Consider the following 25,950-nt stretch of genomic DNA (forward strand, 5'->3'; position numbering starts at 1 on the left):
TCCAGCGACAGGGCACCGGCCACATAAGCGGCCGCGATCTCGCCTTGCGAATGTCCCAGCACCGCGTCCGGACGCACGCCCATCGAGCGCCACAACTCGGCCAGCGACACCATCACCGCCCACAGCGCGGGTTGCACCACATCGACCCGGTCCAAAGCCGGTGCGTCCGGACGCGGTGCTGGGACATTCGCAAGGCGAGATCGCGGCCGCTTATGTGGCCGGTGCCCTGTCGCTGGAGGACGCTGCCCGGGTGGTTGCGTTGCGCAGCAAGCTCTTGGTGCAGTTGTCTGGAGCCGGCGGCATGGTTTCGCTGGCCTGTTCCCAGGCCCGGGCGCGGCAGCTGATCGAGAAGTGGAGCGATCGACTCAATGTGGCTGCCGTGAACGGGGTCTCGTCGGTCGTCGTGGCCGGTGAGGTCACCGCATTGACCGAATTGGTGCAGCGTTGCGAAGCCGACAACATTCGCTGCCGCTGGGTCGACGTCGACTACGCGTCGCACTCGGCTCAGGTGGACATGATCCGTGCGCCGTTGACTCGGGCCCTGGCCGACATTGAGCCGCGCTCCGCATCGATCACCTTCATTTCCAGCGTCACCGGTGCGCCAATGGACACCGCCGGTCTGCGCGCCGACTATTGGTTCCGCAGCATCCGGCAGCCGGTGCAATTCGAGAAGGCCTTACGTGCGGCCCGGGACGGTGGATACGGCGTCTTCATCGAGTCGAGTCCGCACCCGGTATTGATCGCCGGCATCGAGGACACGGTTGCCGCATCGGCACGTGATACCGCCGCCCAACCGGTCGTTCTGCCGACGTTGGGTCGCAACGACGGCGGCCTAGACCGGTTCTGGCTGTCGGTTGCTCAAGCTCACGTGGCGGGTGTGCCGGTGGACTGGACGGGTGCCTTCACCGGCCTCGGTGCTCGGCACGTCGAGCTACCCACGTATGGGTTTGTGCGACAACGTTTTTGGCTGGTCGAGTCGGGCGCCGGCAAGGTCAGTGCTGTGGGCTTGTCGCAGGTCGACCATCCGCTGCTGGGTGCGGTGGTAGAGCGGCCCGACGACGGTGGGCTGGTGTTGACCGGTTATCTGTCGGCGGGCGTCCATGGTTGGCTCACTGATCACGTGGTGGCCGGGGTGGTGCTATTCCCCGGCGCCGGGTTCGTCGAGTTGGCGCTGCGGGCCGGAGACGAAGTGGGCTGCTCGGTGGTCGAGGAGTTGACCTTGGTGGCCCCGCTGGTGTTGCCGGCCGGCGGTGCGCGTGTGCAGGTGGTGGTCGGCGCGGCGGCCGACACGGGCAGTCGCTCGTTGTCGGTCTATTCTGCTGCACCTCAGGGGCGTGCGCCGTGGACACTGCATGCGCACGGCGTCCTGAGCGTCGACGCGGTGGGCGCGGCCGCCGACTTGTCCGTATGGCCGCCGGTGGGGGCGCAAGTAGTTGAGATGGCCGACGCGTATGACGTCTTGGCGCGCCGAGGATATGAGTACGGGATGGCGTTTCGGGGCTTGCGGGCAGTGTGGCGCCGGGGCCGTGAGGTCTTCGCGGAAGTCGCTGCGCCGCAGGGCATCGCGGTCGGGAGTTTCGGAATTCACCCCATGGTCCTGGACGCGGCGTTGCACGCCTGGGGGGTGACCCAGACCGAACAGCAGACGGTGTTGCCGTTTTCGTGGCAGGGCGTCAGCCTGCACGGGGCGGGAGCCTCGCGGGTGCGGGTGCGGCTGGCGCCGGTGGGTGCCGATGCGATCTCGCTGGATCTCGCCGACGGGTCAGGTCTGCCGGTGTTATCCGTGCGGCAGATGACGATGCGCCCAGTGTCGGCGCAGGCGTTGTCGACCGCCGCGACGGGCGCCGGCACCGGCGGCTTGTTCGAGGTCGACTGGGTGCCGGTGTCGCTGCGGCAGCAGGCAGCTGACGACCGTCTTGTGCAGTGGCACTTGAGGGCTGACGACGACGATGTGGTGCGCTCGGTCCACCAGGGCGTGCATCGGGCGCTGACGGCGGTGCAATCGTGGTTGCGCAGCAACGAGGCGGGCGTCATGGCCATCGTCACGCACGGTGCAGTCGCGGTGGGCGGCGAGGGCATCACCGACCTTGCCGGGGCGGCGGTCTGGGGTTTGGTGCGTTCGGCTCAGGCCGAGCATCCTGGGCGTTTGGTTTTGGTGGATTCGGACGGTTCGGTCGATCTGGCGTCCGTGGTTACTTCCGGTGAACCGGCGTTGGCGGTGCGCTGCGGTACGGCCTACACGGCGCGGCTGATGCCGACGAGTGCAGTGCTCGAACTGCCTTGCGGCTCCGGCGGCTGGCGGCTGGCCGTCGGCGGTGGCGGGACGCTCGAAGACGTGGTGGTAACCCGCTGCGGCCGCGCCGCCCTGGCGGCCGGACAGATCCGGGTGGCGGTATCCGCAGTGGGGGTCAACTTCCGAGATGTCCTGGTGGCGTTGGGCATGTACCCCGGTGGCGGCGAACTGGGCGTCGAGGGCGCCGGAGTGGTCGTCGAGACCGGCCCAGCGGTCGACGGGCTGGCCGTCGGCGACGCCGTGATGGGGTTGCTCGGCGTGGTGGGGTCCGAGGCGGTCGTCGATCAGCGGTTGGTGACCAGGGTTCCGTCGGGCTGGTCGTTGGTGCAGGCCGCCGGTCTTCCGGTGGTCTACCTGACGGCGATGTACGGGTTGTCGGTGCTGGGGGAGTTGCGGGCCGGGCAGAAGGTGTTGGTACACGCCGCCACGGGCGGGGTGGGCATGGCCACCGTCGCGCTGGCTCGGCATTGGGGTGCGGAGGTGTTCGCCACGGCTAGTCGTCCCAAGTGGAACACGCTGCGCGCCATGGGCTTTGACGACGACCACATCGCCGACTCACGGACGTGCGACTTCGAAGAGAAGTTCCGCGCGGTCGGCGGCGGGATGGACGTGGTGCTCAACTCGCTGGCGGGCGAATTCGTCGACGCCTCGCTGCGACTGGTGGCTGCGGGCGGGTGCTTCGTCGAGATGGGTAAGACCGACATCCGTGATCCGCAGTGGGTGGCGGATCGGCACCACGGAGTGCGGTACCGGGCATTCGACCTGATCGAGGCTGGGCCACAACGCATCGCGTCGATGCTGGCCGAGACCGTGGAGTTATTGGAGACCGGCGCGCTGACGCCGTTGCCGGTCATGACATTCGACGTGCGGTGTGCACGCGAGGCGTATCGGTATGTCAGTCAAGCGCGTCATGTCGGCAAGGTCGTGCTGACTGTGCCGCAGGGTCCCGGCGACGACGAGGTGGTCAATGGTCCGGGTGCCGGATTGGCCGGCGGCACGGTGCTTGTCACCGGCGGCACCGGAATGGCCGGCGCCGCCGTGGCCCGACACCTGGTGCAGCGGTATGGCGTCGCGCACGTTGTGCTGGCCAGTCGCCGTGGGCAGCAGGCCGACCAAACCGAGCGGCTGGTGGCGCAGTTGGAAGCCGCCGGAGCCGTGGTGCAGGTGGTCGCCTGCGACGTGGCGGATTGCGACGCGGTCACCAAACTGGTGGCCGGTCTGCCGGACCTGCGCGGCGTGATCCACGCCGCCGGAATTCTGGACGACGCGATGGTGACCGGATTGACCGCCGAGCAGGTGAACGCAGTACTGCGCGCCAAGGTCGACGGGGCATGGCATCTGCATGCGGCGACCGCACACCTGAATCTGTCCGCCTTCGTGCTGTTCTCGTCAATGGCGGGTGTGGTGGGCACGCCGGGTCAGTCCAACTACGCGGCGGCCAACGCGTTCCTCGACGGGCTGGCCCTACATCGGCGCTCCCACGGGCTGGCCGGCTTGTCCGTGGCCTGGGGATTGTGGGAGGAAGCCTCGGCCATGACCCGCCACCTGGGCGAGCGCGATAAAGTCCGAATGGCCCGAATCGGTTTGGCGCCGTTGCCCACTGAGCAAGCGTTGCAGTTGCTGGACGCCGCCCTGTTGGCAGACCGGCCGACGGTGGTGGCCGCCCGGGTGGACGCGGCGGCGCTGGCCGACAGTGGTACGCCGGTGCCGTCGCTGTTGGAGGGCCTGGTCACCGGCCCGGTGCGGCGGGTCGTCGACCACGTCGAACCTGACACGGAAACCGCGTTCGCCGCGCGGCTGCACCGGATGAGCCCCGAACAGCGGCAGCGCGAACTGGTGGACTTGGTTCGCAGCAACGCCGCAACCGTGCTCGGTCAGCCCGGTGCCGCCGACATCAACGCCGATCGCGCGTTCCGAGAACTCGGGTTTGATTCGCTGACCGCCGTCGAGTTGCGCAACCGACTCAAAACCGCGACCGGCCTGGCCCTTTCGCCCACCTTGATCTTCGACTATCCCACTCCGATCGCGCTGGCCGACCTGCTCGACACCCGGCTGGCCGCCACTGGGACCGGCCACGTCGACCATCTGGCGCGCGGCAACGACATCGCCGGTGAACTCGAAGCATTGCTCAACCGCCCTGACTGGGATCCAGAGGAGAGGGCCAAGCTGATGGGGCGCCTTCATGGCCTGCTCGACGACCTCGATCCTTACTCGGACCCGCGCGACCGCGACCTGGAAATGGCCAGCGAGAGCCAACTCTTCGCGATCCTCGACGAAGAACTGGGCAACTGACATGACCCGACCAGGAGCATCGATGCCGGCCGAAGGCAAGCATGTCGAATACCTCAAGCGCCTCACCGCCGATCTGCGGCGTACCCGTCGGCAACTGTCCGAGCTGGAGGCCCACCTCAACGAACCCGTGGCCATTGTGGGCATGGGCTGCCGGTACCCCGGTGGCGTCGACTCGCCGGAATCGCTGTGGCAGTTGGTGGTTGACGGTCGCGACACGGTGGCGGCCTTTCCCGAAGATCGGGGCTGGGATGTGGACGGCCTCTACGACCCGGACCCCGATGCACCGGGCAAGATGTACACCCGCCGCGGTGACTTCCTGGATTCAGCAGGCGATTTCGACGCCGGATTCTTCGGGGTCGGACCGAGCGAGGCGCTGGCGATGGACCCCCAGCAGCGGTTGTTGCTGGAAGTGTCCTGGGAGGCGTTGGAGCGCGCGGGGATCGACCCCACCACGTTGCGCGGTTCAGCGACAGGAGTGTTCGCCGGGGTCATCCACGCCGGCTACGGAGGTTGGGTCAAGGGGGAGCTCGAAGGCTACGGCTTGACCGGCTCGACGTTGAGTGTGGCGTCAGGTCGGGTGGCTTATGTGCTCGGGTTGGAAGGGCCGGCGGTGTCGGTGGACACCGCGTGCTCGTCGTCGTTGGTGGCGTTGCACCTGGCCGTGCAGGCGTTGCGATCTCGAGAGTGCGACCTGGCGCTGGCCGGCGGTACCACGGTGATGGGCACGCCGGCGGCGTTCGTGGAGTTCTGCCGACAGCGCGCCTTGGCTCCGGACGGGCGGTGCAAGGCCTATGCCGGCGCTGCCGACGGGACGGCGTGGTCGGAGGGCGCCGGCATGCTCGTCGTGGAGCGGATGGCCGATGCCCAGCGGCTGGGGCACCCGGTGTTGGCGGTGGTGCGGGGGACCGCGGTCAACCAGGACGGTGCCTCCAACGGCCTGACCGCACCGAATGGTCCGGCGCAGCAGCGGGTGATTCGGGCGGCGCTGGCCAGTGCCCGGCTGGGTGCGGGTGATGTAGATGTGGTGGAAGGCCATGGCACCGGCACCACGTTGGGCGATCCCATTGAGGCACAAGCCTTATTGGCCACCTACGGGCAAGGCCGCCCGGCCGATCGGCCGTTGTGGTTGGGCTCGATCAAGTCCAACATCGGTCATACTTCGGCGGCGGCCGGGGTGGCCGGACTGATCAAGATGGTGCAGGCGATGCACCACGGCGTGCTGCCGCAGACGTTGCATGTAGATGAGCCGACGCCGCATGTGGATTGGTCGGCGGGCGCGGTGTCGCTGCTGACCGAAGCGCGGCCATGGCCGGTGCTTGATCGGCCGCGGCGCGCGGCGGTGTCCTCGTTCGGGATCAGCGGCACCAACGCCCACGTCATCATCGAACGGCCTGATGCGGCCGAACCGGTTGTCGCTAAATCGGAATCGAATCCTTCGGCGATGCCATGGGTCGTTTCGGCCCGGTCGGCCGACGCGCTGGCCGCGCAGGCGGCGCGGCTGCTGGACTGGGTGCGCGCGCGTCCGCAGCTCGATCCCGTCGATGTCGGGTGGTCACTGGCCGCGACCCGGGCGGTATTTGAACATCGTGCGGTGGCGGTGGGCGCTGACCGTGAGCACCTCCTGGCCGGCTTGGCAAGCGTGGCCGCACGCGAGCCGGGCGGGGACGCCGCGGTGGGCCGGGCCCGGTCGTCGGGTCAAACGGTCTTCGTGTTTCCGGGTCAAGGCGCGCAGTGGCTCGGCATGGGAGCGCAGTTGTCGGCGCAGGTGCCGTCGTTCGCGGCCGCCTTCGCTGAGGTGACCGAAGCGCTGGACCAGCATCTGCGGCTACCGTTGCGCCAGGTATTGTGGGACGGCGACGAGAAGCAGTTGACCAGCACCGAATTCGCCCAGCCGGCTCTGTTCGCGGTGGAAGTGGCGCTCGCGGCGATGCTGCAAGAATGGGGCATCACACCGGATTTTGTGATCGGTCATTCGGTGGGCGAGATCGCGGCCGCGCACGTGGCAGGGGTGTTGTCGCTGAGCGACGCCGCGTTCCTGGTGGCAGCCCGCGGCAGGTTGATGACCGCCCTGCCGGCTGGCGGCGTGATGGTGGCGGTGGAAGCCGATGAGCAGGAAGTGGTGCCGTTGCTGACCGCTGACGCCGCCATCGCGGCCGTGAACGGACGGCGGTCGGTGGTCATCTCCGGCAGCGAGTCCGCGGTCAACGACGTGACAGACCGGCTTGCGCGCCACGGTCGCCGCGTACGTAGGCTGACGGTTTCGCACGCGTTTCATTCGTCGTTGATGGACCCCATGCTGGATGAGTTCGCCCGGTTGACCTCGGGCATCGCCGTTGCCCAACCCCGAATCCCGCTGGTGTCCAATGTGACCGGACGCCTCGCCGACATCGGCTATGGGTCGGGGCTGTACTGGGTGGAGCACGTGCGGCGCCCCGTCCGGTTCGCCGACGGTGTGCAGGCGCTGGCCGCGGCGGGTGCGACCCGTTTTTTCGAGATCGGCCCAAGTGGTGGATTGACGGGGCTCGTCGCCGAGGCCACGCCCGACGAGACGGTGTCGGCGGTGGCCCTGCGTCGCGATCGCCCGGAACTCGCGTCGGTGCTCCAGGCGGTGGCGCGGTTGTTCACCGCCGGTATGTCGGTGAACTGGCCGGCGGTATTCGAAGGCGGAGGGCGGCGAGTCGATCTGCCCACCTACGCCTTTCAACGACGCCGATTCTGGCTACCGCTGGGGGCGACGGGTGCGCCGGATATCACCGGCATGGGATTGGCTGACGCGCATCACGGCCTACTGAGCGCCGTGGTGGAGCAACCCGAATCGGACGGCGTCGTGCTGACCGGCGCACTTTCCGTACCCGAACAGAAGTGGCTGGGCGACCACGTGATCGGCGGCTCCGTGTTACTCGCCGGAGCAGCGTTCGTGGAGTTGGCGCTGCGGGCCGCGGACCAAGTCAGTTGCAACGTCGTGGAGGAGTTGACGGTGGTGGCACCGTTGGTGCTGCCCACCACGGGTCGCGTGCAAGTGCAGGTCGCGGTGGGCGCCGCAGACGAGTCGGCTCGGCGCGTCGTATCGGTGTATTCGCGTGCGCCGCAGCAGGATTCACAATGGACTTTGCATGCCCACGGTGTGGTCGGCGCCGAGGTCGTCAGGCCTGCAGTCGATCTGTCCGGGTGGCCCCCGGCAGGTGCCGACGCGGTCGATGTCGACGACGCCTACGACCGGTTCGCCGCCCGCGGTTACTCCTACGGCCGATCATTTCGAGGTCTGACCGCGATGTGGCGGCGCGGCGCGGAGGTCTTCGCCGAAGTTTCGATGCCGGACGATGCGGGGCTGTCGCTCACCGATTACGGAATCCACCCCGTGCTCCTTGATGCGGCGCTGCACGCGTTGGGGATGGCCGACGGGCAGGAGACGACGGTGCTGCCCTTTGCTTGGCAAGGGGTTTCGCTGCACGCCTCCGGCGCGTCGCGGGTGCGAGTTCGGCTCGCCCCGTGTGGTGACGCAGCGGTGTCGGTGGAATTGGCGGATCCGGCCGGTTCACCGGTGTTGTCGGTGCAGGCGTTGGTGATGCGCCCGGTGTCGGCGGCGCAGCTGTCCGCCGCCAGCGAGGCGGGACGGGGCTTGTTCGAAGTGGTGTGGTCGCCGGTGTCGGTGCCCGCGACCGACGGCGAGCATCAGCCCGTAGTTTGGCGGTCCGAACCGCCTGCGCGGGAAGTGCATTCGGTTTACCAGGCCACGCATCGGGCGTTGGCGACGGTCCAGGAGTGGCTCTGCGAAGAGCGTGCCGAGAAACTGGTGGTGCTCACCCGCGGAGCGATCAGCCTGACGGGCGAGGATGTGTCCGATCTGGCCGGTGCCGCGGTATGGGGGTTGGTGCGTTCGGCTCAGGCAGAGCATCCGGGGCGGATAGTCTTGGTTGACTCGGACGATTCTCTTGCGGTCGAGGACGTAATCGCCAGCGGAGAGGCTCAATTGGTCATCCGACGCGGTGTCGTGCACGGTGCCCGTCTGGCACAGCTCAGCCGACCACCGGTGTTGGAGGTGCCGGGCCCGCGGTGGCAGCTGGTCGCCGGCGGCGCCGGAACCTTCGACGATCTGGCACTGGTCCCGGCGCAGGGCATAGAACTGGCCCCTGGACAGGTCCGGGTGGCCGTTACCGCGCTGGGTGTGAATTTCCGGGATGTCATGGTGGCGTTGGGCATGTACCCCGGAGCCGCGTCGTTGGGCGCCGAGGGCTCGGGGGTCATCACCGAAGTGGGGCCTCTGGTAAACGGATTGACCGTTGGAGACGCGGTGATGGGGTTGCTCGGGGTCGCCGGCTCCGAGGCCGTGGTGGATGCCCGGTTGATCGCCAGAGTGCCGGCGGGTTGGTCGATGACCCAGGCCGCAGGCATCCCCACGGTGTTCCTGACCGCCTACTACGCACTGTCAACTCTGGCGCAAGTGCAGCCGGGGGAGTCGGTGTTGGTGCACGCCGCTGCCGGCGGGGTAGGGATGGCTGCGGTGCAGCTTGCCCGGCACTGGGGGCTCGAGGTGTTCGCCACCGCCAGTCGCGGCAAGTGGGACACGCTGCGCGCATTGGGATTCGACGACACGCATATCGCCGATTCCCGCACGTGCGATTTCGAGGACAAGTTCTGGCTGGCCACCGACGGTCGTGGTGTGGACGTGGTGCTCAATTCGCTCGCCGGTGAGTTCAACGATGCGTCCTTGCGATTACTGCCCCGCGGTGGTCGATTCATCGAGATGGGTAAAACCGACATCCGCAACGCCAGCGACATCGCCCAAGCGCATCCCGGCGTGCGATATCGGGCGTTCGATCTGATGGAAGCCGGCCCGGAGCACATCGAGCGGATGTTCGGCGCGCTCCTCGACATGTTCGATTCTAATGCGTTGCAACGGCTTCCGGTCAGGTCCTGGGACGTCCGTCAGGCACGGGAAGCCTATCGGTTCTTGAGTCAAGCCCGGCACGTCGGCAAGGTGGTCTTGACCATGCCAGATGCCTGGGCCTCGGGCACGGTGTTGATCACCGGCGGCACCGGAATGGCAGGCGCCGCGGTGGCGCGTCATGTGGTGCACCGATACGACGTCCGCCACCTGGTGTTGGTCAGCCGCCAGGGACCGCACGCCGACGGGGCCGCGGATCTGGTCACCGAACTGGCCGCGGCGGGCGGCCGGGCCGAGGTAGTGGCCTGTGACGTGGCCGATCGTGACGACTTGGCCGCGGTGCTCGCGGAACTGCCGGACCTGACCGCGGTGTTCCACGCGGCCGGCGTGCTCGACGATTCGGTCGTCACCGGCTTGACCGGCGAACAGGTCGACAGAGTCCTGCGGGCCAAGGTCGATGGCGCCTGGGCGTTGCACGAACTCACCGCGCACCGCGACGTGTCGGCGTTCGTCATGTTCTCGTCTCTGGCCGGAATCGCGGGTGCTCCGGGGCAGGGCAACTACGCCGCGGCGAATGCATTCCTGGACGGGTTGGCGGCGCATCGGCGGGCAGCCGGGTTACCGGCGTTGTCCATCGCATGGGGCCTCTGGGAGCAGGAGTCGGCGATGACGCGGCACCTGGGCGAGCGGGACCTGGCCCGTATGACGCGAGTCGGGTTGGCGCCGTTGGCAACCGAGCACGCGCTGGCTTTGATGGATGCGGCGCTACTGTCCGATCGCGCGACGGTCGCGGCCACGAGGCTGAATCGCGCAGCCCTCGGCAGCGCCGCGGTGACGGTGCCGCCGCTGTTCAGCCGGTTGGTCAGCGGTCCGGTGCGCCGCGCCAGCGCGGCCGCAGGCCCTGCGGCGTCGACGTCGGCAGTGGTGTCGCGCCTGCGTGGCCTCAGCGCCGAGCAACGTCACCGCGAACTCACCGAGTTGGTGTGCGGCAATGCTGCCGTCGTGCTGGGCCTTTCGAGCGCAGACGTCAACGCTGACCGCGCTTTCCAAGACCTCGGGTTCGATTCACTGACCGCAGTGGAGCTGCGCAACAGGCTCAAGGCCGCGACGGGGCTGACCATGACCCCGACGCTGATCTTCGACTACCCCACTCCGGCGGCGCTGGCCGAGCACCTGGACACCTTGTTGGCCACCGCTCCCGCGGCCACTGACGAGAAACCGGCGGGCGAGCCAAGCTTGTTGGCTCGGTTCAACTCGGTGACACGGGAATTGGAGACGTTGCTCGACCAGCCCGACTGGAATCCGGGCGACAAGCCGCACCTGAGCGCTCGGCTGCAGGCGATCGTGACCGCGCTGACCGCCCCGGCGGCGCCACCTGACGAGCCCGCAATCGACGACAATCTCACCAGCGCCAGCGAAAGAGAACTGTTTGCCCTCCTCGACGAGGAATTCGGCCCCTAAATGTCGGCAGACGTGGCGATTATCGGCTTGGCCTGCCGATTCCCCGGTGCCTCCAGCCCGCGAGAGTTCTGGCGTCTGTTGCGCGACGCCCGAGAAGCCACGCCGCCCGCGCTGGACAACGTCGCCGAGTTTGACGCCAGTTTCTTCAACATCTCCCCGCGCGAGGCCAGCGCGATGGACCCCCGACAACGTCTCACGCTCGAACTGACCTGGGAACTGCTCGAAGACGCCTTCATCGTTCCGACTACCCTGCGCGGGCAACACATTGCCGTGTACGTCGGCGCGATGAACGACGACTACGCGTTTCTGACCACCGCGACCGGCCAGGTCGACCACCACTCGTTCACCGGCATCAACAGAGGCATGATCGCCAACCGAGTGTCCTACGCGTACGAATTCCACGGTCCCAGCGTCAGCGTCGACACCGGCCAATCCTCGGCACTGGTCGCCGTCCACCTCGCCTGCGAAACGCTCCGCAGCGGTGCATCACCACTTGCCATCGCCGGCGGCGTCCACCTGAACTTGGCCAGTGAAACAGTGCCGCTGGAAACAGAATTCGGTGCCGTGTCGAAATCCGGCCACACCTACGCGTTCGACGGCCGCGCCGACGGATACGTGCGCAGCGAGGGTGCAGGCCTGGTCCTACTCAAGCCGTTAGCCGCCGCGGTGGCTGACGGGGACACGATCCGCGCCGTCATCCGCGGCAGCGCCGTCGGCAATGCCGGACACAGCGCTGCCGGGTTGACCGTTCCCTCCGTTTCCGGCCAAGTCGACGTCATACGCTGCGCGCTGGCCAACGCCCAACTGGACCCGGACCAGATTGACTACGTCGAGGCACACGGCACCGGCACCGAGGTCGGCGATCCGATCGAGGCGACGGCGCTCGGCGAGGTCTTCGCCGGGCGGCGAGACAACCCGGTAGCGCTGGGGTCGGTCAAGACCAATATCGGCCACACCGGAGCGGCCGCAGGCATCGCCGGCCTGCTCAAAGTCGTCCTCGCGCTCGAAAACGCCGAATTGCCGGCGACTCTCAACCATTCCGCGGGCAGCGCCGCGATCGACTTGCCGGGTCTAGGACTGCGCGTCAACACCGCGCTGACGCCGTGGTCCGTGCCGCCGAATCGACCCCGGCGGGCCGGCGTCTCCTCGTTCGGAATGGGCGGCACCAATGCGCATCTGGTGGTCGAGCAGGGACCGGACACCGCAAAAAGCGTTGTAAGAAAGCCGGACACCACCATCGCCTTGGTCTTGTCCGCCCGCTCGGCTGAGGCATTGGCGAATCAAGCCAGCCGGTTGTCGGCCTGCCTTGGTGATCGCACCGACCTCGACGCGGTCGATGTGGCGTGGTCGTTGGTGTCGACCCGCGCGGTGTTCGAACACCGAGCCGTCGTCGTCGGCTCCGACCGTCCGGCGTTGCTCGCCGGACTGGCTCAACCGGCGGTCGCAGGGCGCGTCGGCTGGCTGGGAAAGACGGTGTTCGTGTTTCCGGGGCAGGGTTCACAATGGCTCGGGTTGGGACAACCGCTCTACGAGCGTTTCCCGGCATTCGCGAATGCATTCGACGAAGCCGCATCGGCTCTCGACGAGCATCTGCGGCTGCCGCTGCGGCAGGTCCTCTGGGGCGCAGACCCGGGCCTGCTGCACAGTACCGAGTTCGCCCAGCCGGCTTTGTTCGCCGTAGAGGTCGCGCTGGCGGCGCTCCTGCAGGCCTGCGGCGTTACGGCCGATCTCGTAGCCGGTCATTCGGTGGGAGAAATCGCGGCGGCATATGTGGCGGGCGTCCTCTCACTACCGGATGCCGCACGACTGGTCGCGCTGCGGGGTCAGTTCATGGCGGCGCTGTCGGCTCGCGGCGCGATGGTGGCGGTTGCGGCCAGCGAAGAGGAGGTGGCGCCGTTGTTGATCGACGGTGTCGACATCGCCGCGTTCAACGGCCCCGACTCGGTCGTCATCTCGGGTCCCGAAGAGGCCGTCGGCGCAGTGGCCGAACGGCTGCTGGAACACGGCCGGCAAGTCCGTCGATTGGCCGTCTCACATGCGTTCCATTCGGCGTTGATGGAGCCCATGCTGACGCAGTTCGCTCGGGCGCTTGCCGACCTGCCCGCACGAGATCCGCGAATCGAATTGATTGCCAACGTAACCGGGCAGTTGGCCGACAGCGGCTACGGCTCAGCGCAGTACTGGGTGGACCACGTGCGTCGGCCGGTCCGGTTCGCCGACACTGTTGCTACCGCCCAAACCATGGGCGCCGGAGTCTTCATCGAAGTCGGTCCCGCCGCGGGGTTGACGGCTGCGGTGGAGCAGTCGCTGAGTAACGACCGGGTGCTGACCGTGGCAGCGCTGCCGCCGGATCGGTCCGAGAGCGACTCGGTGCTGACCGCGCTGGGACGGCTCTACTGCGCTGGAGCGAATGTCGATTGGCGTCCGATGTTCGACGGGTTGAGCCCGGCTCGGGTCGAGGTGCCGACCTACGGCTTCGCCCGGCAGCGCTACTGGCTCGGCGGCGGGGAGGATCTTCTGGTCGATTCCACCCGCAAGGACCCGGAAACGATCGACCGGTTGCGCCGGCTGTCGCCGACCGAGCAGCGCCGAGAACTGGTGGAGCTGGTGTGCTCACACGCGGCGGCCGTCCTGGGCCACCCCAGCGGCCACGACATCGACTCCGCTCGCCCATTTCAGGACCTCGGGTTCACCTCTCTTACCGGAGTGGAGTTGCGCGATCGCCTGAAAAAAGTAACAGGTTTGACGGAATTACCACTCTCGCGAACCTTGATATTCGACTATCCCACGCCGGATGATTTGGCGGCCCACCTCGCCGAGCAGCTGTCCCAGAATCGATATTCTGACCCGTCGGATGACGAAAGTATTTGGACCCGACTACGCGCCATTCCACTCGCAGAGCTGCGTAGCAGCGGATTATTGGACAAACTACTGTCGCTCGCCGGATCGCCCGGAAAGTCCAGCTGGGACACGAATTTCAGCGATGACGCCATAGATTCTCTGGGCCCCGATGCGCTAATCGCCCTGGCACTCGAGAAAGGCGATAGGGAAAACCGCTCCTGATTAACTGTGATGTGCGCGTTTGCTCCTGCGCCGTAATCTGACAGATGTGTAATACAGATCTCTTTTGCGGGGACGCCGTGAGCCCTTTAAACTTTAGCTTTTAGGAAGCCTGTTCGGGTCTGCTGGCCGAGTCGAGCTAACAAAGTGAAAGCAGGGGCATGAGCGTCATCGCAGGTGTCTTCGGTGCACTGCCACCGCACCGGTACAGCCAGACCGAGATCACCGACCAGTTCGTCAAGTTCCCCGGTCTCGAGGAACACGAGGAAATCGTTCGGCGTCTGCATTCGGCGGCCAAGGTCAACAGCCGGCACTTCGTGCTTCCGTTGGAGCAATACCCGACGCTCACCGACTTCGGCGACGCCAACGAGATCTTCATCGAAAAGGCGGTGGACCTGGCCATCGAGGCCCTGCTGGGCGCCCTCGACGAGGCCGGTTTGCAGCCCCAAGACATCGACATGATCGCCACCACCACCGTCACCGGTGTGGCCGTCCCGTCCCTGGACGCCCGCATCGCCGGCCGGATCGGGCTGCGCCCCGACGTACGCCGGACGCCGCTGTTCGGCCTGGGCTGCGTCGCCGGCGCCGCGGGGGTGGCCCGGCTGCACGATTACTTGCGTGGCGCGCCCGACGACGTCGCCGTGCTGATCTCGGTCGAGTTGTGCTCGCTGACCTACCCTGCGGTCAAGCCGACGGTCTCGGGGCTGGTCGGATCGGCGCTGTTCGGTGATGGCGCGGCCGCTGTGGTCGCGGTGGGAGACCGGCGCGCCGAACAAATGCGTCCTAGCGGCCCTGACGTTTTGGATTCGCGCAGCAGCCTGTACCCGGATTCCCTGCACATCATGGGCTGGGACGTCGGTTCACACGGCCTGCAGCTGCGGCTTTCTCCGGATCTGACGACGCTCGTGGAGCGGTACCTGGCCGACGACGTCGACGCGTTCCTGGGTATGCACGGGCTCACCAGAGATGACATCGGCGCCTGGGTCAGCCATCCCGGTGGCCCAAAGGTCATCGATGCGATCACCAAGAGCCTGGACCTGCCCCCAGATGCGTTCGAACTGACCTGGCGCTCGCTCGGCGAGATCGCGAACCTGTCGTCTGCGTCGGTGCTGCACATCTTGCGCGACACCATTGAGAAGCGCCCGCCCAGCGGAAGTCCCGGCCTGATGTTGGCGATGGGACCGGGCTTCTGCGCGGAACTGGTGCTACTGCGCTGGCGCTGAGCTGAGAACCTCCACCGTCAGACCCGGCGACGGAGATAGTGCGGCGAAGTGCGCGGCGCGGATGCGCTGAGGCGGTAACCGCAGCGTGGTGCGCGCCACCAGCCGTGCCAGCATCACCGTCATCTCCGTGGTGGCCATCGCCGCTCCGATGCAGCGGTGTAATCCTCCGCTGAACGGGATGTACTCGTGTGGCGCCGGCTTGCGGTAGCCCGGGGCGGCATTGTCCCACCGCTGCGGACGGAATTCCGTTGGCTCCGGCCATAACTCGGGCAGCCGATGGGTGACGTAGGCGCTGAAGACCAGCATCCGCCCGGCGCGAATCCGGTGCCCGTCGAACCGCAGGTCGCGCATCACTCGGCGGGCGGAGATGACGGCCGGTGGATAGAGTCGCAGTGTTTCGTGCACTACGCCGTTGAGATAGGTGAGCGCTGACAGATCGGCGGATGTCGGAGGCCTGCCATCCAGGACATGCGCCACCTCCGCCGCCGCCACCTCCCAAGCGCCGGGCACCGTGAGCAGCGCGTGCGCCGCCCAGGCCAACGCGCCGCTGGTCGTCTCGTAGCCGGCGGTGATCAATGAGACGACCGCGTCGCGGATTTCGTTGTCGCCCAGACCTTTGCCATCATCGGACCGGCCGTTGAGCAACGTCATCAGCATGTGGTCGTCGGATCGGGGTTGGGCGCGCGCCTCGGCAATCTGAGTGTCGACGAGATCGTCGATACTTCGGCGCGCGGCCATGGCGCGCCGCCAGCCGGGGGAGTCGAGCCGTCGCTGCAGCCGCATCAGCTGCGGCGGTCGGTGCGCCAGGTCCAGCAGCGGTTGCAGTTGCTGACCAAGGAAATCCGAGTGCGCGGCCAGTCGTGACCCGAACAGACTCTCGGCGGTGCTGCGCCGGACCGCGTTGCGGAAGACCTGGTATAGGTCGCGCCGTTGGCCCGCGTGCCAGGTGTCGATCACCGCGTCGATGTTGGCCACCATGGTGCGCACATAGTCCTGAATCTGCCGGTGTCCCAAGCCCGGTGCCACGACGCTGCGCCGACGACGATGATCGTCGCCGTCGCTGACGATCAGCGCGGTCGGCCCGTCAACTGGGACCAACGTTTCGAATGTCTGCCGCCAGCTGAACGCATCGGCGTTGGCGAACACGAACTTATTCGCCTCGGGACCGAGCAGGTAGGTGTAGCCATACTTGCCGAGCCCGGCGTTGATGACCGGGCCGCGTTTGCGATGCAGGGTCAGCAACGCGTCTCCGGGCGGGTAAGCGACCGGCGTCATTCCAGCACCTCCGAGACCTCCAGCCAGCGTCCTTCCACCGCGGTCACCTCGCCTTCCAGCGCACGCAACTGTTGAGTCAGTTGCGCCAGGCCGACGTGGTCGGACTGGTCATGCTCGGCCAGCTCGGTGTGTTTGGCGTCGATGCGGTCGGCGAGGCGGGCGAGTTGGCGGTCCAGTGCCGCCAACTCTTTTTCAGCGGCACGACGCTGGGCACCGCCGCTGGCCTGCGGTGGCTGCCGTGACGGTTCGGCCGTGGTTGCGGAGGCGCGTGCCGCCAGCCGCAGGTATTCATCGATGCCGCCGGGCAGATGTCGAAGCCTGCCGTCGAGAATGGCGTATTGCTGATCGGTCACACGTTCCAGCAGATAACGGTCGTGGGAGACGACGATCAATGTGCCCGGCCATGAGTCGAGCAAGTCCTCGGTAGCGGTCAGCATGTCGGTGTCGACGTCGTTGGTGGGCTCGTCGAGCAGCAGCACATTGGGTTCGGACAACAAGGTCAGCATCAGTTGCAGGCGACGTCGTTGTCCGCCGGACAAATCGCCGACGCGTGCCGACAACTGACCGCGGCCGAAGCCGAGGCGCTCCAGCAGTTGAGTGGGCGTCACTTCCCGGCCCTCGACTTCGTACCCGCCGCGCAGGCTGCCCAGCAAGTCGGCGATCCGCTCCTCGGTGACTTTCTCCAGTTCCTCACCGCGCTGGTCGAGCACCGCCAAGCGGACCGTCTTGCCGCGCTTCACCCGGCCCGCGTCGGGCTCAATGGTCCCGGCGATCAGTCCCAGCAAGGTGGATTTGCCGGCGCCGTTGGCCCCGACGATGCCGGTGCGTTCGCCGGGCGCGATGCGCCATTCCACCTCACGCAGGATCGGTCGGTCGGCATAGCTGACGGACACATCGAGCAGGTCGATGACGTCCTTGCCCAGGCGAGCGGTCGCCAACTTGGCCAGCTCGACGTTGTTGCGCAGCGGCGGGATGTCGGCGATCAGCTGATTCGCCGCGTCGATGCGGAACTTGGGTTTGGACGTGCGCGCCGGCGGGCCGCGGCGTAGCCAAGCCAGTTCCTTGCGCATCAGGTTCTGCCGTTTTGCCTCGGTCGCCGCGGCCACCCGGTCACGCTCGACGCGCTGAAGCACGTACGCGGCGTAACCGCCTTCGAAGGGCTCGACGATGCCGTCGTGCACTTCCCAAGTGGTGGTGGCGACCTCGTCGAGGAACCAGCGGTCGTGGGTGACCAGCAGCAAACCGCCGCTGTTGCGTGCCCAGCGCTGCTGCAGATGGTTGGCCAGCCAGGTGATGCCCTCGATGTCGAGATGGTTGGTAGGTTCGTCGAGGGCGATGACGTCCCAGTCACCCACCAGCAATTGGGCCAGCTGAACGCGTCGTCGTTGCCCGCCGCTGAGGGTGGACACCGTCGCATCCCAGGCGATGTCGGATACCAGGCCGCTGACCACATCGCGGATGCGCGGGTCGCCGGCCCACTGGTGGTCGGGTCGATCGCCGACGAGCGTCCGGCCGACGGTACGGGTGTCGTCGAGCGTGTCGGCCTGGCTCAGGGCGCCGACCCGCAAGCCGCTGCGCCGGGTGACTCGGCCCGAGTCGGGTTGCAGTTGGCCGGTGAGCAGCGCGAGCAGACTGGATTTGCCGTCACCGTTTCTGCCCACGATGCCGATGCGCGCGCCGTCGTTGACGCCGAGCGTTACCGACTCGAACACCACCTGGGTCGGGTACGCCAGGTGGATCGATTCGGCTCCGAGCAGGTGCGCCACCCGGCCGACCTTAGCGTGGCGACGATGCCGGCCGGGACGGCCGGAGGAGGAGCCGCGCGGTTGGGCTTAAGCGTGGCGACGATGCCGGCCGGGACGGCCGGAGGAGGAGCCGCGCGTCGACTGCGCTGTTACGGACGTTGAGCCGCGGCTTGAACCTCGGCGTGGGCGCGCCGCATTGCATACCAAGAGCCCTGGTCCCACACCCACTGGGCGTCACGGTCATTCGACGGGGAAACCAGGCGATGGCGTCGTATCCCCAGGAGACTTGTCAGCAACGCGAGCGGGGACAGCACCACCGCAACGGTCGCCTCCAGGAGCCAGGCGACGCTGGCCCAGATCACCCAGAGGAACCGGTTCCACAAGATGTCGAGCACGACCGGCGCTACAAAATCTATGACGAGGTCGAGGATGTCCGAGCCGGAGCCGCCGGACGAGTCTGCGTCACCACCTTGCGACCGCCAGTCGTGCCAGCGCGGCGTCCAAAAGAGAAACAAGTTGGGCCGGATCCGCGCGCTTTCCGGAGGCGGACACTCCTCATCAGGTTGCGGTGACGGTGCGGGCGCCTGCTGCTCGGATTCCCGTGTCGACGCACCCGTGAGGTGTTGCTCAACTGAGCGCACGAACGCGTCGACCTCAGCTGCGTTGTAGCCACGCATACCGAAGGGTGGCTTGGAGAACGCGAGATGGCGAATCTGCGCCGACGTCAAGGAGTGTCGGCTCGGGTCTTTGAGGGCCGCCTCAACGCGGTCAAGAAAAGCATCGACCTCGTCAGCGCTATAGCCGGGCGTGCCCCGGGGTGGGTCAGAGAAGGCAACATTATGGACCTGCTCTGCGGTCAGGCGAGTGCTCCCGACGGGCTTCTCCGCGGCGCCGTGATTCATCAGGAAAGAGTCGCACCGGAGCCGCCTGGCGGCAATCACTTTATGTCAGTGCCATGCGGCATAATCGAAACTATGTTCGAATACGAAGGCCGACGGGAGGAGCCAGTGGCTTCGCCGGGCTTCGTCGCGTGGATGGACACGCGGTTGGAGCTGAACTGCCCAACCACCACCGCGCAGTCCGCGGCATTGCTGGAGAGCATCGAGGCGGCGGGGCGAGTGCACAACCGGGCCGCGGCCGCGCAGCTGGCCGCGATCGCACAGTTGTTTGCCTATCGGTTGGCCCGCTGCGGTGACACCCACGACTGGGTCGCTGATGTGGAGGAGGCGGTGGCCGGGGAGGTGGCCGCGGCGCTGCGGATCAGCCAAGGGCTGGCGGCCAGCAAGGTGCGCTACGCGCGCGCTATGCGCGAGCGGCTGCCCCAGGTTGGTGCGGTGTTTCGGGCCGGAGACATCGACTTCACGTTCTTCACCATGGTGGTCTATCGCACCGACCTGATTACCGACGACGACCTGTTAGCTCAGGTGGATCATCAGCTGGCGGCCAATGTCGCGCGCTGGCCGTCGATGACCCGCGCGCGGTTGTCGGGCAAGATCGATGCCATCGTCGCCCGCGCCGATCGCGACGCGGTGCGGCGGCGCGCACAGCAACAAGCCGACCGTGAAGTGTGGATCGGACCTAGCCAAGACGGCACCTGCGAAATCGGCGGCAACATCTTCACCGTCGATGCTCAGGCACTTGACCAGCGGCTGAACAAGTTGGCGGCCACGGTGTGCCGCGCCGATCCGCGCACCGCCGCTCAGCGGCGCGCCGACGCCCTCGGCGCGCTGGCTGCTGGCGCCGATCGGCTGGGATGTCGCTGCGAACAACGCGACTGCCCGGCCGGCACCACCAAGCCTGCTTCTCCGGTAGTCATTCACGTCATCGCCGAGCAGGCCACCGTGACCGGCACCGGTCAGGCGCCGGGCTCGCTGGTCGGTGCCGACGGGCTGATCCCGCCCGAAGTTATCGCCGAGCTGGCCCGCTCGGCCAAGCTGGTGCCGCTGATTCATCCCGGCGACGCGCCTCCCGAGCCCGGCTATGTGCCTTCCAAGGCGTTGGCCGACTTCGTGCGGTGCAGGGATTTGACGTGCCGCTGGCCTGGCTGTGACCAGGCCGCGGTGCGCTGTCAACTTGACCACACGATTCCTTACGCCCAGGGCGGGGCTACCCACGCGTCAAATCTCAAGTGCTACTGCATCGTCCATCACCTGCTGAAGACCTTCTGGGGCTGGACAGAAAAGCAGCTGCCCGACGGCACGCTGATCCTGACTTCCCCCGCCGGGCAGACCTACGTGACCACGCCGGGCAGCGCGCTGTTGTTTCCCAGCTTGTGTCACGCCGTGAGCCCGATCGCCACGCCCGAAATTGACTTGTTCCCCGAGGGCTACTGCGGCGAACGCACCGCGATGATGCCTCGACGCCGCCGCACCCGCAGCCAAGACCGCGCCTACCGGGTGGCCACCGAACGACGGCGCAACCGACAAACCCGCCAAGCAAGGCAACGCGCGCCGGTGAACGCGACTGGGCCCGCCCCGCCCGACGACGAACCGCCACCTTTCTGACAGCCGATTGACGGTCTGACGCAGAGACGCATCGCCGAGCTCCGTCGCCCTGCCTATTCCAAATCTCGCAACCGCGGCCATAACCGCAGACCGGCGCCGATGTGCCATGATGACCAAGCTGTCAAGGCGTACAAAGGGGCACCCAGGAGCAGTAGTGGATCTCAACTTTTCGATGGTCACCCGACCGGTCGAGCGTCTGGTGGCCACCGCGCAGAACGGTCTGGAAGTGCTGCGCCTCGGCGGCCTGGAAACCGGCAGCCTCCCGTCACCGTCGCAGGTCATCGAAAGCGTGCCGATGTACAAGCTGCGGCGATATTTCCCGCCGGACAACCGTGGCCAGTCGAAGGTAGGCCCGCCGGTGCTGATGGTGCACCCGATGATGATGTCGGCGGACATGTGGGACGTCACCCGCGAAGACGGCGCAGTCGGCATTCTGCATGCCAGCGGAATCGACCCCTGGGTCATCGACTTCGGGTCGCCGGACAAGGTGGAAGGCGGGATGCGCCGCAACCTCGCCGACCACATCGTCGCCCTCGACCAAGCCATCGACACGGTGAGGGACGCCACCGGCCAGGACGTGCATCTCGTCGGGTACTCGCAGGGCGGGATGTGGTGCTATCAGGTCGCCGCCTACCGACGGTCCAAGCACCTCGCCAGCATCGTGACGTTCGGTTCTCCGGTGGACACGCTGGCCGCGCTGCCGATGGGCATCCCGGCCAACTTGGGCGCGGCCGCCGCTAACTTCATGGCCGACCACGTCTTCAATCGACTCGACATCCCAAGTTGGTTGGCTCGCACCGGTTTTCAGATGTTGGACCCGTTGAAGACGGCAAAGGCCCGCATCGATTTCGTCCGTCAGCTTCACGACCGGGAGGCTCTGCTCCCGCGGGAACAACAGCGCAGGTTCCTCGAGTCCGAGGGATGGATCGCCTGGTCGGGTCCGGCGGTGTCGGAACTGCTCAAGCAGTTCATCGCCCACAACCGCATGATGACCGGCGGTTTCGCCATCAACGGTCAATTGGTGACCCTTACCGACATCACCTGTCCGGTCCTGGCGTTCGTCGGCGAGGTGGACGACATCGGCCAGCCGGCGTCGGTGCGCGGTATCCGGCGTGCGGCGCCCAACACCGAGGTCTACGAATGTGATATCCGCACTGGGCATTTCGGCTTGGTCGTGGGAACCAAAGCGGCGGTGCAAAGCTGGCCAACCGTCGCCGAGTGGGTGCGGTGGATCTCCCGCGACGGCGACAAGCCGCCGAACATCAGTGTGATGGTCGAGCAGCCGGCCGAACACACCGACAGTGGTGTGTTGTTCAGCTCCCGGATTGCGCACGGCATCGGCGAAGCGTCCGAGGCGGCGCTGGCGGTGGCGCGCGGCGCCGCCGGCGCGGTGGTCGCTGCCAACAAGTCAGTGCGGACGTTGGCCGTGGAAACGGCACGCACCTTGCCCCGACTGGCCCGCCTCGGCCAGCTCAACGATCACACCCGCATCTCGCTGGGCCGCATCATCGAGGAACAGGCACACGATGCACCGCGCGGCGAGTTCTTGTTGTTTGACGGTCGCGTCCACACCTACGAGGCGGTCAACCGCCGCATCAACAACGTGGTGCGGGGTCTGATCGAAGTCGGGGTGCGCCAGGGCGACCGGGTGGGCGTGTTGATGGAGACGCGGCCCAGCGCGCTGGTCGCAATCGCCGCGTTGTCCCGCTTGGGCGCCATCGCCGTATTGCTGCGCCCAGACTCCGACCTGGCCGCCGCGGTCCGGCTCGGCGGTGTCCGGGAAATCATGACCGATCCGACCAACCTCGAGGCCGCCCGCCAGCTCCCCGGCCAGATTCTGGTGCTCGGCGGCGGGGAGACCCGGGACCTGCACCTGCCGGCCGATGCTGACGTCATCGACATGGAACAGATCGACCCCGACGCCGTCGAGTTGCCCGCCTGGTACCGGCCCAATCCCGGGCTGGCGCGAGACCTCGCGTTCATCGCGTTCAGTGCGGTCGGCGGTGAGCTGGTGGCCAAGCAGATCACCAACTACCGCTGGGCGGTGTCGGCGTTCGGTACCGCGTCCACCGCGGCATTGGACCGCAGGGACACCGTCTACTGCTTGACGCCGCTGCATCACGAGTCGGCGCTACTGGTCAGCCTGGGCGGCGCGGTCGTCGGGGGCACCCGCATCGCGTTGACCCGCGGCATGCGTCCGGACCGCTTCATCGCCGAGGTACGTCAGTACGGCGTCACCGTCGTGTCCTACACCTGGGCGATGCTGCGCGACGTCGTCGACCATCCGGAGTTCTCGTTGCACGGCAACCATTCGATCCGGTTGTTCATCGGCTCGGGTATGCCCACCGGACTGTGGCAGCGGGTGTGCACCCAGTTCGCCCCCGCCCATGTCGTCGAGTTCTTCGCCACCACCGACGGACAAGCGGTGCTGGCCAATGTCGCCGGCGCCAAAGTGGGCAGCAAAGGCCGCCCGTTGCCCGGTGTCGGCCGAGTCGAACTCGCGGCCTACGACGCCGAAAACGACCTGATCCTGGAAGACGACCGCGGCTTTGTGCAAGTGGCCGACGTCAACCAGGTCGGCGTCCTGCTCGCCCAGTCCCGCGGGCCGATCGACCCGACCGCGTCGGTCAAGCGAGGCGTCTTCGCTCCAGCGGACACCTGGATCTCCACCGAATATCTATTCCGCCGTGACGACGACGGTGATTACTGGCTGGCGGCTCGGCGCGGCTCGGTCATCCGCACCGCCCGTGGCTTGGTTTATCCGGAATTGGTCACCGACGCATTAGGTTTCATCGACGCCGTCGACTTGGCTGTCACCTACGACGTCTCGGTAGGGGCGCAAACCTTGGCCGTCGCCGCGGTCACCCTGTGCCCCGGCGCCACCATCACCGCGGCCGACCTGACCGAAGCCGCGGCCCGCATGCCGGTGGGGCTGGGGCCCGACATCGTGCACGTCGTGCCGGATATGACGTTGAGCGCCACCTACCGCCCGACGGCGAGCCCACTGCGGGCGGCGGGGCTGCCCAAGGGGCGCAACGCCTGGTACTTCGACCCGGCTGTCAAAGAATTCAAGAAGCTGACCCCCGCGGTCCGCACCGAACTGAGCGGAAAGCACGCCACGACAAATGCTTGATGATTCGTTGTTGAAAATCTTAGTCTGCCCCGAAGACCGGGGGCCGCTGGTGTTGGTCGACGACCTGCTTTACAACCCGCGGTTGCGGCGGGCCTACCGGATCGAGGACGGCATCCCGGTGCTGTTGGTCGACGAAGCGCGCGATGTCGACGACGAAGAGCACGCACGGCTCATGGCGCAAGGTCGTCCGGCAGATTCCCAGTGAGGTAGCGCTGCAGATTCGGCGCGATGACGTGCGCGACCTGTTCGGCCGACAGTGAGGCGAATGGTTCGAGTTGCAGGATGTAGCGCGCCATCACCACGCCTACGAGTTGTGACGCGACGAATTGGACCCGGACTATTCCGGTGCCGGGGGGATTGTCGACGCGGGCACCGACTTCCACCGCGATGACATCCTGGATGAACGAGCGGAACAGGTTGACGTCCGATCCGGACAGAATGGACCGCAGCGTGGCGATGAATCCTGCTCCGATCTCGGAATCCCACAGCGGCAACAACATCAACGGCAACCGCAGGCCAATTTCGTCGACCGGTATTTCGCGTAACGGACCGATGATCGTCATCGGATCGATCGGAATGTGTACGGCCGCTGCGAACAGCTTCTCCTTGGTGCCGAAGTAGTGATGCACCAGGGCCGAGTCGACGTCAGCGGCCGCAGCCACCGCGCGGATCGATGTGTTGCCAATGCCGTTGCGGGCAAACAGCTCTCGTGCCTTGACCAGGATTCGTTCCCGAGTGTCGGAGTTGCCGGCGGGGCGCCCCGGCCGTTTGCGACTGGCTTTGGTCGTTGCCACGTTATGGTGTCCGCCGCCGCAGTGTGGCCGCGGCCAAACACAGCGCCGCGATGGCGAAAGCCAATACGACGACGATGTCGCGCACCGCGATGTCGGTCAATTCCGCGTGCGCGCCCACCTGCTGCAAGGCTTCCAGTGCGTAACTGGCCGGCATGACATTGCTGATCCATTCCAGCCAGTCGGGCATGGTGGCCCGCGGGACGATCACGCCGGCCAGCAGCAATTGCGGCACGATAACCACCGGCATGAACTGGACCGCCTGAAATTCGCTGTGTGCGAACGCGCTACACAGCAGTCCCAAACCGACACCGAGGACCGCGTTGATGATGGCGATGGCGAAAACCCACAACGGATTTCCGGCGGTGTCGAGTCCCAGGAACCAAAACGACACCACACACGCCAGGGTGGCCTGCGCGGCGGCCGCGACCGAGAAGGCGGTTCCGTACGCCGCCAGCAAGTCCAGCCGGCGCAATGGTGTGGTCAAGATGCGTTCCAGGGTTCCGGAGGCACGTTCGCGCTGCATGGTGATCGATGTAATCAGAAACATCAACAGCAGCGGGAACAGGCCCAGCAGAATCAAGCAGGCGCCGTTGAACGGCGTCGGCGCGCCGGGACGGTGCGGCGCGTTTTCGAACATGAAATACATCAGCGTGATGATCGCGCTGGGCACTACCAGGATCATCGCGACGCTGCGGTGATCGGCAGCCAACTGACGCAGGATCCGGGCCGTCGTCGCGGTGTACCCCTGCAGCGTCAACCTGCCTGGCGCACGGTGCTGCGTTTGATGATGGACAGGAACGCGTCCTCCAGCGAGCTGCATCCCGTTTCCTCTCGTAGTCGGGCTGGGGTGGTGTGGGCGACCAGGTGGCCGTCGCGCATGAGCAACAAGTCGCGGCAGTGGTCGGCCTCGTCCATCACGTGACTGGAGACCAGCAGCGTGGTTCCCCCCTGTGCCAGTTCGCCGAATTGTCGCCACAGATCGGCCCGCAGCACCGGATCCAAGCCGACTGTCGGTTCGTCGAGCACCAGCAGAGCGGGTCGACAGACCAGCGCGCAGGCCAGTGACACCCGGGTGCGCTGACCTCCGGAAAGGTTGCCGCAGTACGCGTCTCGGTGATCGGATAAGCCGACCCGATCGATGGCTTCGTCTGCGGCGCGGGCGTCGAAGCCATACAGGGCGGCGAAATATCGAACGTTGTCGACCACCCGCAGGTCGTGATAGATCGCCGCGTCTTGCGGCAGGTAACCGACTCGGCGGCGCAGCGGGGCGGACCCGGCCGGGTGC

At 66.9% G+C, this 25,950-nt stretch carries 12 protein-coding genes and 3 pseudogenes; 8 read left to right on the forward strand and 7 right to left on the reverse strand.

The features are described 5' to 3' along the window. Positions 1-170, reverse strand: a pseudogene (locus tag A9W95_RS28465) (acyltransferase domain-containing protein); the annotation flags it as partial. 44 nt (positions 171-214) lie between these two features. On the opposite strand from A9W95_RS28465, the pseudogene A9W95_RS21555 reads away from it, so the two are divergent. The 5 genes and pseudogenes from A9W95_RS21555 to A9W95_RS21570 all read left to right on the forward strand — a co-directional run. Then, positions 215-3,805 (forward strand): annotated as a pseudogene (locus tag A9W95_RS21555) (SDR family NAD(P)-dependent oxidoreductase); the annotation flags it as partial. Between the two features lie 342 nt (positions 3,806-4,147). Then, positions 4,148-4,351: pseudogene (locus A9W95_RS28470) on the forward strand (acyl carrier protein); the annotation flags it as partial. 256 nt (positions 4,352-4,607) lie between these two features. Beyond that, positions 4,608-10,931: a type I polyketide synthase gene (locus A9W95_RS21560; RefSeq protein ID WP_067417530.1), complete on the forward strand. Its 6,324-nt coding sequence runs from the start codon at positions 4,608-4,610 to the stop codon at positions 10,929-10,931. Further along, complete coding sequence (locus A9W95_RS21565; protein ID WP_067417533.1) at positions 10,932-13,994, forward strand: type I polyketide synthase; 3,063 nt, start codon at positions 10,932-10,934, stop codon at positions 13,992-13,994. It abuts the gene before it with no gap. A 158-nt stretch (positions 13,995-14,152) separates the two neighbouring features. Continuing rightward, positions 14,153-15,214, forward strand: a complete 1,062-nt coding sequence (locus tag A9W95_RS21570) for a type III polyketide synthase (RefSeq protein ID WP_067417536.1) — start codon at positions 14,153-14,155, stop codon at positions 15,212-15,214. Here A9W95_RS21570 and A9W95_RS21575 read toward each other — a convergent pair. The 3 genes from A9W95_RS21575 to A9W95_RS28325 all read right to left on the reverse strand — a co-directional run bounded on the left by A9W95_RS21575 (position 15,197) and on the right by A9W95_RS28325 (position 19,136). After that, positions 15,197-16,489, reverse strand: a complete 1,293-nt coding sequence (locus tag A9W95_RS21575) for a cytochrome P450 (RefSeq protein ID WP_067417539.1) — start codon at positions 16,487-16,489, stop codon at positions 15,197-15,199. The two genes, A9W95_RS21570 and A9W95_RS21575, sit on opposite strands and share 18 nt — an antisense overlap. After that, a complete protein-coding gene (locus A9W95_RS21580) occupies positions 16,486-18,255 on the reverse strand; it encodes an ABC-F family ATP-binding cassette domain-containing protein (protein ID WP_067417542.1) in 1,770 nt (589 codons plus the stop codon). Before A9W95_RS21580 ends, A9W95_RS21575 begins: the two co-directional genes overlap by 4 nt. Before the next feature lie 128 nt (positions 18,256-18,383). Further along, positions 18,384-19,136, reverse strand: coding sequence for a DivIVA domain-containing protein (locus A9W95_RS28325; protein WP_082983251.1), 753 nt, complete (start codon positions 19,134-19,136; stop codon positions 18,384-18,386). Between the two features lie 72 nt (positions 19,137-19,208). On the opposite strand from A9W95_RS28325, the gene A9W95_RS21590 reads away from it, so the two are divergent. From A9W95_RS21590 to A9W95_RS21600, 3 genes are all read left to right on the forward strand, one after another. Continuing rightward, positions 19,209-20,738, forward strand: coding sequence for an HNH endonuclease signature motif containing protein (locus A9W95_RS21590; RefSeq protein ID WP_067417546.1), 1,530 nt, complete (start codon positions 19,209-19,211; stop codon positions 20,736-20,738). A 109-nt stretch (positions 20,739-20,847) separates the two neighbouring features. Continuing rightward, positions 20,848-23,871 carry an acyl-CoA synthetase gene (locus A9W95_RS21595; RefSeq protein WP_156746335.1) on the forward strand — a complete coding sequence of 1,008 codons (3,024 nt, stop codon included), beginning with the start codon at positions 20,848-20,850 and terminating at the stop codon, positions 23,869-23,871. Further along, entirely contained in the window at positions 23,864-24,076 is a 213-nt protein-coding gene (locus A9W95_RS21600; protein WP_067417551.1) for a Trm112 family protein, read from the forward strand. The genes A9W95_RS21595 and A9W95_RS21600 overlap by 8 nt, the downstream gene beginning before the upstream one ends. Here the strand turns inward: A9W95_RS21600 and A9W95_RS21605 are convergent. The 3 genes from A9W95_RS21605 to A9W95_RS21615 form a co-directional block, all read right to left on the reverse strand. After that, positions 24,042-24,665, reverse strand: coding sequence for a TetR/AcrR family transcriptional regulator (locus A9W95_RS21605; protein WP_067417555.1), 624 nt, complete (start codon positions 24,663-24,665; stop codon positions 24,042-24,044). The two genes, A9W95_RS21600 and A9W95_RS21605, sit on opposite strands and share 35 nt — an antisense overlap. A 1-nt stretch (position 24,666) precedes the next feature. Beyond that, entirely contained in the window at positions 24,667-25,416 is a 750-nt protein-coding gene (locus A9W95_RS21610) for an ABC transporter permease (RefSeq protein ID WP_253851729.1), read from the reverse strand. A 2-nt stretch (positions 25,417-25,418) separates the two neighbouring features. Beyond that, positions 25,419-25,950: ABC transporter ATP-binding protein (locus A9W95_RS21615; RefSeq protein WP_067417561.1), on the reverse strand; the 532-nt coding region annotated here is incomplete at its 5' end.

The sequence above is a fragment of the Mycobacterium sp. 1423905.2 genome (genome assembly GCF_001673155.1).
Classification (GTDB): domain Bacteria; phylum Actinomycetota; class Actinomycetes; order Mycobacteriales; family Mycobacteriaceae; genus Mycobacterium.

Excerpts from the sequence above, each read along its gene's own strand:
- A9W95_RS21560 (WP_067417530.1), top strand. The coding sequence starts at position 4,608 with ATGCCGGCCGAAGGCAAGCATGTCGAATACCTCAAGCGCCTCACCGCC.
- A9W95_RS21565 (WP_067417533.1), top strand. The coding sequence starts at position 10,932 with ATGTCGGCAGACGTGGCGATTATCGGCTTGGCCTGCCGATTCCCCGGT.
- A9W95_RS21570 (WP_067417536.1), top strand. The coding sequence starts at position 14,153 with ATGAGCGTCATCGCAGGTGTCTTCGGTGCACTGCCACCGCACCGGTAC.
- A9W95_RS21575 (WP_067417539.1), bottom strand. The coding sequence starts at position 16,489 with ATGACGCCGGTCGCTTACCCGCCCGGAGACGCGTTGCTGACCCTGCAT.
- A9W95_RS28325 (WP_082983251.1), bottom strand. The coding sequence starts at position 19,136 with ATGAATCACGGCGCCGCGGAGAAGCCCGTCGGGAGCACTCGCCTGACC.
- A9W95_RS21590 (WP_067417546.1), top strand. The coding sequence starts at position 19,209 with ATGTTCGAATACGAAGGCCGACGGGAGGAGCCAGTGGCTTCGCCGGGC.
- A9W95_RS21595 (WP_156746335.1), top strand. The coding sequence starts at position 20,848 with ATGACCAAGCTGTCAAGGCGTACAAAGGGGCACCCAGGAGCAGTAGTG.
- A9W95_RS21600 (WP_067417551.1), top strand. The coding sequence starts at position 23,864 with ATGCTTGATGATTCGTTGTTGAAAATCTTAGTCTGCCCCGAAGACCGG.